Origin of the sequence: Streptomyces sp. NPDC023723 (assembly GCF_040639815.1) — a bacterium.
Classification (GTDB): domain Bacteria; phylum Actinomycetota; class Actinomycetes; order Streptomycetales; family Streptomycetaceae; genus Streptomyces.
Genome location: NZ_JBFAAP010000108.1, coordinates 1 through 6,463 on the forward strand (window position 1 = coordinate 1; position 6,463 = coordinate 6,463).

6 protein-coding genes are annotated in these 6,463 nt (G+C 78.0%); 3 read left to right on the forward strand and 3 right to left on the reverse strand.

Annotated elements, in window-relative coordinates; translation table 11 throughout:
• Positions 1-121: 121 nt before the first annotated feature.
• From AB0G32_RS39990 to AB0G32_RS40000, 3 genes are read right to left on the reverse strand one after another with little or no spacing between them, the layout of a single operon-like run.
• Complete coding sequence (locus tag AB0G32_RS39990) at positions 122-1,684, reverse strand: FAD-dependent oxidoreductase (RefSeq protein ID WP_361175875.1); 1,563 nt, start codon at positions 1,682-1,684, stop codon at positions 122-124.
• On the reverse strand, positions 1,681-2,415 hold the full coding sequence (locus tag AB0G32_RS39995; protein WP_361175878.1) for a methyltransferase domain-containing protein: 735 nt from the start codon (positions 2,413-2,415) through the stop codon (positions 1,681-1,683). Before AB0G32_RS39995 ends, AB0G32_RS39990 begins: the two co-directional genes overlap by 4 nt.
• 32 nt (positions 2,416-2,447) lie before the next feature.
• Positions 2,448-3,638, reverse strand: coding sequence for a lycopene cyclase family protein (locus tag AB0G32_RS40000; RefSeq protein ID WP_361175881.1), 1,191 nt, complete (start codon positions 3,636-3,638; stop codon positions 2,448-2,450).
• Between the two features lie 303 nt (positions 3,639-3,941).
• On the opposite strand from AB0G32_RS40000, the gene AB0G32_RS40005 reads away from it, so the two are divergent.
• From AB0G32_RS40005 to AB0G32_RS40015, 3 genes are all read left to right on the forward strand, one after another.
• Positions 3,942-4,076, forward strand: a complete 135-nt coding sequence (locus AB0G32_RS40005; RefSeq protein ID WP_361175884.1) for a hypothetical protein — start codon at positions 3,942-3,944, stop codon at positions 4,074-4,076.
• Complete coding sequence (crtI, locus tag AB0G32_RS40010) at positions 4,073-5,560, forward strand: phytoene desaturase family protein (RefSeq protein ID WP_361175887.1); 1,488 nt, start codon at positions 4,073-4,075, stop codon at positions 5,558-5,560. The genes AB0G32_RS40005 and crtI overlap by 4 nt, the downstream gene beginning before the upstream one ends.
• The coding region (locus AB0G32_RS40015; protein ID WP_361175890.1) for a phytoene/squalene synthase family protein at positions 5,557-6,463 on the forward strand (907 nt) is incomplete at its 3' end. The genes crtI and AB0G32_RS40015, both read left to right, overlap by 4 nt.

The window sequence follows — 6,463 nt, forward strand, 5'->3', positions numbered from 1 at the left end:
GGGGGTGGGGGGGTGGGGGTGCGTCTCGGGCTGGGGGCGCTGGTGGGGGGTGCGGTCTTCCCCCCGCGCCCCTGGAGGGGCGCGGGGAACTGCGCGAGCAACCACCGATCACCCGCAGCCGTCAACGCACCCCCGGCCCGCCCCCGCAACGCGCCAGCGCCCGCAGGACCGCGTTGCGGCCGCCGTCCGGGACGGTCCACAGCAATTCCCCCCGCACCCCCCACCGCTCCAGCACCGCCCCCGCCGCCAGGAACCCGGAGGTGGCCGCCCGCTCCATGAGGGCCACCGGCAACTCCGTGCGGACCAGGTCGCCGGCCACGACGAGGGCCGGGTCCGGGGTGCGGACGGTGAGCCGGTCGGCGTACCCGCCGACGGGGAACAGCGGGCAGTCCGCCCGCCACTCGTGCCGCTCGGTGAGGATCCGCGCGTGCCGGGTCTCCGGGTAGACCCGGTGCAACTGGCCGATCAGCCGCTTCTCCTCGACGTCCCGGACGGCGTCCGCCGGCCGCGCGTAGGCGTGCAGTTCGACCACCGAGCCGCCGGTACGGGCCGCCCACCGCGCCGCCTCGCCCTCCCAGGCGGACAGCACGCTGACGTTGTCCAGCGTGCCGTAGCCGCTGGTGCCGAGGAACCCGGGGCGGCCGGGCGCCACCGGCCGGTCCAGCCACAGGCGGGACACCAGGAACGGCGGCGCCGTCCGCAGCCGCGCCACCCGCTCCCGCCAGGCCGCGTCGCCGAGCTCCGGTGAGCGGCCCACCAGCGTGCGCAGCCCGGCGGCGTCGAGGGCCAGCACCACGGCGTCGTACCGCCGGGCGCCACCGGCGTCGGCCGTCACCTCGTGGCCGCCGTCCGGGTGCGGGCGCACCGCCGCCACCGCGGTGGCCGTGCGCACCTCGGCGCCGTGCGCGGCGAGGTGCCGGGCCAGCGGGTCCCACAGGGCCTGCGGGAACGGTTCGCGCACCACGTCGAACAGCAGCCCCTCGCTGGAGCCGAGGAAGTAGATGTGGAACATCAGCGCCATCTCGGCCGCCGACAGCTGCCGGGGGTCGGCGAAGAAGCTCCGCGAGAACACCTCGAAGGCCAGGTGCCGGGCGGCGGCGGGGAAGCGCAGGGTGTCCAGGAAGTCGTGGGCGCTGACCCGGTCCAGTTGGCGGTGGACCCGGCCGGTCCGGATGTCGAGCAGCGGGAGGGCGGCGCCGGGGCGCAGCGCCAGCAGGTCCCGCGGGCCGAAACTGGGGCTGAGGGCGACGAAGCCGAGGGCGCTGAACGGGGGTGTGCGCGGCACCCGGCGGAAGCCGTCCCGCAGCCCGGCCGCGTGCACCAGGGGGTAGTCGGGCAGCCCGGTCAGCATGTCCAGCGCCGGGTCGGCACGGCGCAGCAGGCCGCGCAGGTTGTAGTACTGGCGGAAGAAGGCGTGGAAGCCCCGGCTCATCGTCGCGGGCGTGCCGTCGGCCAGGGTGAGGGGCCATCCGGCGAGCCGGCCGCCGAGCACCGGCTCGCGTTCGTACAGCACCACGCGGACGCCCCGCTCGGCGAGCAGGGTGGCCGCCGCCAGCCCCGCGATGCCGCCGCCGATCACCGCCACGGACGGCGGCTCGCCGGTCACCCGGTCCCGGCCGGGGCGGGGCGGATGCGCCTGGGCCCGCCGGTCCCGTCCGGGCACCTGCCGCGCGCGCCGGTTCATCGGACGTCCGCGCCGGCCGCGGGCGGGCGGCGGGCCAGGAAGGTGTGGGTGATGCCGGTGCCCCAGCCGGGCAGCGGCAGTACCCGGACCCGGTCGAAGCCCGCGCGTGCCAGCCGGGCGCCGAAGGCCGGCGCGGTGTCGAAGTACAGGACGCTGCGCCACAGATGGCGGTACAGCCCCCGGTTCCCGGTGGCCGTGCCGAGCGGCAGCACCACCCCCCGGCACACCGCCGACCACACCAGCCGGTCGGTACGCCGCCCGCCCAGGGCGTAGTCGTGCACCGCCAGCAGGCCGCCCGGCGCCAGCAGCCCGCGCACCGCGCGCAGCACCGGGTCCGGGTCGGACAGATTGCGGAACAGGTACGCCGCGAACACCGCGTCGAACGGACCGCGCACCCCGGCGCCGGCCAGGTCCTCCACCGGCGCGTGCGCGAACCGCACCCGGGACGGCCAGGTCTTGGCCCGGGCCCGGCTCAGCATCCCCGCCGAGGCGTCGACGCCGGTGATCCGCGCGGCGGGCAGCGCGCCGGCCAGCGCCGCCGTCGAGGCGCCGGTGCCGCAGCCCAGGTCCAGCACCCGCCACACCGGCGCGCCGCCGGCGCCCAGGGCCAGGCGGCGGGCGGAGCGGCGCAGTTGGGCGTGGTAGCCGGGGTTGAGCCCGGTCAGCCGGTCGTAGCTGTCGGCGCCCTGGTCGAAGGCGGTGGCCAGCGCGGTGTCGCGCAAGAGCGGCATGGGTGAACTCCACGGTCACGGGGCGGGGACGGTCAGGGGGGGGGGCGGCGGCGCAGCCAGGGCAGTTCCGCGGCGGTGCGCAGCATCGGCCGGACCGGGGTGCGGGCGCCGACCGCGAGGTCCTCGTACAGCCGGCTCCGCCCGTCCAGGAAGCGCAGCAGCCGCTCCGCCGGTACCCGGTCGAACAGCCGCAGGAACAGGTCGGGGCCGTCCACCCGGCCGGTGTCCAGGGCGCGCAGCAGCACCGCGTCCATCAGCCGGGCCCGGACCGGGTGCGGGGGCGGCGGGACGGGGCGGCGGCCCGCCCGGACGGCACCGGCGATGGCGGCCGACTGCCGTTGCACGGCGGCGAACGTGTACCCGGTGGACGGCCGGGTCGCGCCGCCCGCCACGCCGATCCGGAACACCGGCCCGGCCGGGTGCCGGGGGAAGACCGCGTCGGTCATCGGGATCACCCCCTGCTCCGTGGACAGGACCTGTACGGCGCCGGTGCCGAGGACCCGGCGCGTGTAGTCGTCCAGCGCCCGGTCGTAGGCGTCCGCGGTGAGCGGGGCGGGGCCGAACTCGGTGTACTCGACCAGCGCGGTGCGGCGGCCGGTGGGCAGCACGTAGCCGAAGGACAGGCCGCGGCCGGGCTGCGGGGTGCGGAAGTCCATCAGGTCGACCACCGCCGGGTCGAAGACCGGCCGTTCGGTACGGACGTACCAGCCGCGGAAGTGCTGGAGCAGCCGGGTCCGGGCGGCCGGCGGGCGGCGCGGCGGACGGGAGTCGAAGACCCAGCGGGCGCGCAGCTCCACCGGCTGCCCGGCGGCGTCCGTGCCCCGCACCCGCGCGGTCCCGTCGGGCCGCGCGGCCACCGCGGTGACACTCGCCTCGATCCGCCGGGTCCCCGGCCGCCCGGCCAGGTCGCGGTCGACCAGGGCCTCGAAGTCGGCGGAGCGGATCATCTTGTAGCGCAGCGGCGCGATGTGCCGCCGGACCACCGCGCCCCGGGGGCCGCGCACCCGCAGCCACTCCCAGGACGCCGTCACCGCCGGGTCGAAGCGGCCCGGCCCCGCCTCCCAGAAGCACCAGGTGCGGGCGGGCACCCGCAGCGGGCCGGGCGGCGGGCCGACCAGCACGACGGCGGGAGCGGTCCGGCGGGCGCCCGCCGCCGGCAGCCGGTGCGCCAGCGACAGACCCGCCGCCCCGGCCCCGACGATGACGATGTCCGTGTCCAGCACGACCGCCTCTCTCCGCCCGCCGCCCGCGCCTCCCGCGGCGGCTTCGGCGGGAGTATTCCGTCCCGCCGCCCCGTCCGGATGCAGCCGCGCTGGCGGCGCGGTGCCCGGCACCCGCCGAGCGGGTGAGCGGCGTACATGATCGGCCCAAGAGCGGGTGGCGCGGCCCGCGCCGGGGGAACACATCAGCCCACCCCGCCGGGGTGTCACCGAGGCGGGTGACCGGCGGCCGGAGACCGCATCCGCGGCGCCCCCGGCACCGAATGACCAGGTACGGACAGACCCTGACGACGAGGAGGACACGGGATGCGCCCCAGCCGGGCCGACCACACCCCGCGCGGCACCCGCCCGCCCCCACGCGGTGCCGTGCCCGCCCCCGGACTCGCGGCCGACGAGGTCCGGGCCGGACCGGCGCCGGACGCGCGGGAGGGCACCCGATGACCCGTACGGTCGCCGGGCGTACCGATCACGTCGTGGTGGTCGGCGCCGGGCTCGCCGGGCTGTCGGCCGCGCTGCATCTGCTGGGCGCCGGGCGGCGGGTGACCGTCGTGGAGCGGGCGGAGGTGCCCGGCGGCCGGGCCGGGCGGCTGGAGCGCGGCGGCTACCGCTTCGACACCGGGCCCACCGTGCTGACCATGCCCGACCTCGCCGACGAGGCGTTCGCGGCGGTCGGCGAGCGGCTGCGCGACCGCGTCGAACTGCTCCCCCTGCACCCCGCCTACCGGGCCCGCTTCGCCGACGGCAGCAGCCTGGACGTGCACACCGAGCCCGCCGCGATGGAGGCCGAGGTGGAACGGTTCGCCGGGGCCCGGGAGGCGGCCGGCTACCGGCGGCTGCGGACCTGGCTGACCCGGCTGCACGCGGTGCAGATGCGCCGCTTCATCGACGCCAACTTCGACTCCCCGCTCGGCCTGCTCACCCCCGACCTCGCCCGGCTGGCGGCGCTCGGCGGCTTCGGCCGCCTGGACGCCCGGATCGGGCGCTTCCTGGCCGACGAACGGCTGCGGCGGGTCTTCTCCTTCCAGTCCCTGTACGCCGGGGTGGCCCCGGCCCGGGCGCTGGCCGCGTACGCCGTCATCGCCTACATGGACACCGTCGCGGGCGTCTGGTTCCCGCGCGGCGGCATGCACGCGCTGCCCCGCGCGATGGCCGCCGCGGCCGCCGACGCCGGGGCGGACCTGCGGCTGGGGCACGACGTCACCCGGCTGGAGCGGTCCGGCGACCGGATCACCGCCGTCGTCACCGAGCAGCGGCGCATCGCCTGCGACGCCGTCGTCCTCACCCCCGACCTGCCCGTCGTCCACCGGCTGCTCGGCCGCCGGCCGCGCCGCCCGCTGCGGCTGCGGCACGCGCCGTCCGCCGTGGTGCTGCACGCCGGCACCACCCGTACCTGGCCGGCACTGGCCCACCACACGCTCTCCTTCGGGGCCGCCTGGCGGCGCACCTTCGACGAACTCACCCGCGCCGGCACCCTGATGACCGACCCGTCGCTGCTCATCACCCGGCCCACGGCCGGCGACCCCTCGCTCGCCCCCGCGGGCCGGCACACCCACTACGTCCTCGCGCCCTGCCCCAACACCGACATCGGACCGTCGGCCGCGCACTGGGCCGAGCTCGCGCCCGGCTACCGCGCGCGGCTGCTCGCCACCCTGGAACGCCGCGGCCTGACCGGTCTGGCCGCCGCCATCGAGGAGGAGTGCCTGGTGACCCCCGCCGACTGGACCGCGCTCGGACACGCCGCCGGTACGCCGTTCTCAGTGGCCCACACCTTCGCCCAGACCGGCCCGTTCCGCCCCCGCAACCTGGTCCGCGGCACCGCCAACGCGGTCCTCGCGGGCTGCGGCACCACCCCCGGGGTCGGGGTGCCGACCGTCCTGCTCTCCGGGAAACTGGCCGCCGCCCGCATCACCGGGGGCCGCCGATGACCGCCCGCGAACTCGACGCCGCCGGCATCACCGACCCGTACCTGCGCGCCGCCTACGCACGCTGCCGCCGCCTCAACGCCCGGCACGGACGCACCTACTTCCTCGCCACCCGGCTGCTGCCCGCCGACCGCAGACCCGCCGTGCACGCCCTGTACGGCTTCGCCCGCCGGGCCGACGACATCGTCGACGACCTGGCCGCCGCCCCCGCCGAGCGGCGCGCCGCCGCCCTCGACCGGCTCGACACCCGGCTGCGCACGGCCCTCACCGGCGGCCCGGCCGGCGCGGACCCGGTGGTACGCGCCGTCGCGCACACCGCCGCCCGCTACGCCATCGACCCGGCGCACTTCACCGACTTCATGACGTCCATGCGCAGCGACCTGACCGTCACCGACTACGCCACCTACCAGGACCTGCGCGCCTACACGCACGGCTCGGCCGCCGTCATCGGCCTCCAGATGCTGCCGGTGCTGGGCACCGTCACCGACCGCGCCACCGCCGCCCCGCACGCCGCCGCGCTGGGCGTCGCCTTCCAGCTGACCAACTTCCTGCGGGACGTCGGCGAGGACCTGGACCGCGGCCGGATCTACCTCCCCGCGGACCTGCTCGGCGCGCACGGCGTCGACCGGGCGCTGCTCTTGTGGAGCCGGCGCACCGGCCGCCACGACCGCCGGATCACCGCCGCCCTGCGCGCCGCCGAGGACCTGACCCGGTCGGTCTACCGCGAGGCCCTGCCCGGCCTCGCCATGCTGGACCCGGTGGCCCGGCCGTGCGTGCGCACCGCCTGCGTGCTCTACCGCGGCATCCTCGACGCCATCGCGGCCGGCGGGCACGCCGTGCTGCACCGGCGGGCCGTGGTGCCGCGCCGCCGCCGGGCGCTGGTCGCCGCCGACGGGCTGGTCCGGG

Excerpts from the sequence above, each read along its gene's own strand:
- crtI (WP_361175887.1), top strand. The coding sequence starts at position 4,073 with ATGACCCGTACGGTCGCCGGGCGTACCGATCACGTCGTGGTGGTCGGC.
- AB0G32_RS40005 (WP_361175884.1), top strand. The coding sequence starts at position 3,942 with ATGCGCCCCAGCCGGGCCGACCACACCCCGCGCGGCACCCGCCCGCCC.
- AB0G32_RS39995 (WP_361175878.1), bottom strand. The coding sequence starts at position 2,415 with ATGCCGCTCTTGCGCGACACCGCGCTGGCCACCGCCTTCGACCAGGGC.
- AB0G32_RS39990 (WP_361175875.1), bottom strand. The coding sequence starts at position 1,684 with ATGAACCGGCGCGCGCGGCAGGTGCCCGGACGGGACCGGCGGGCCCAG.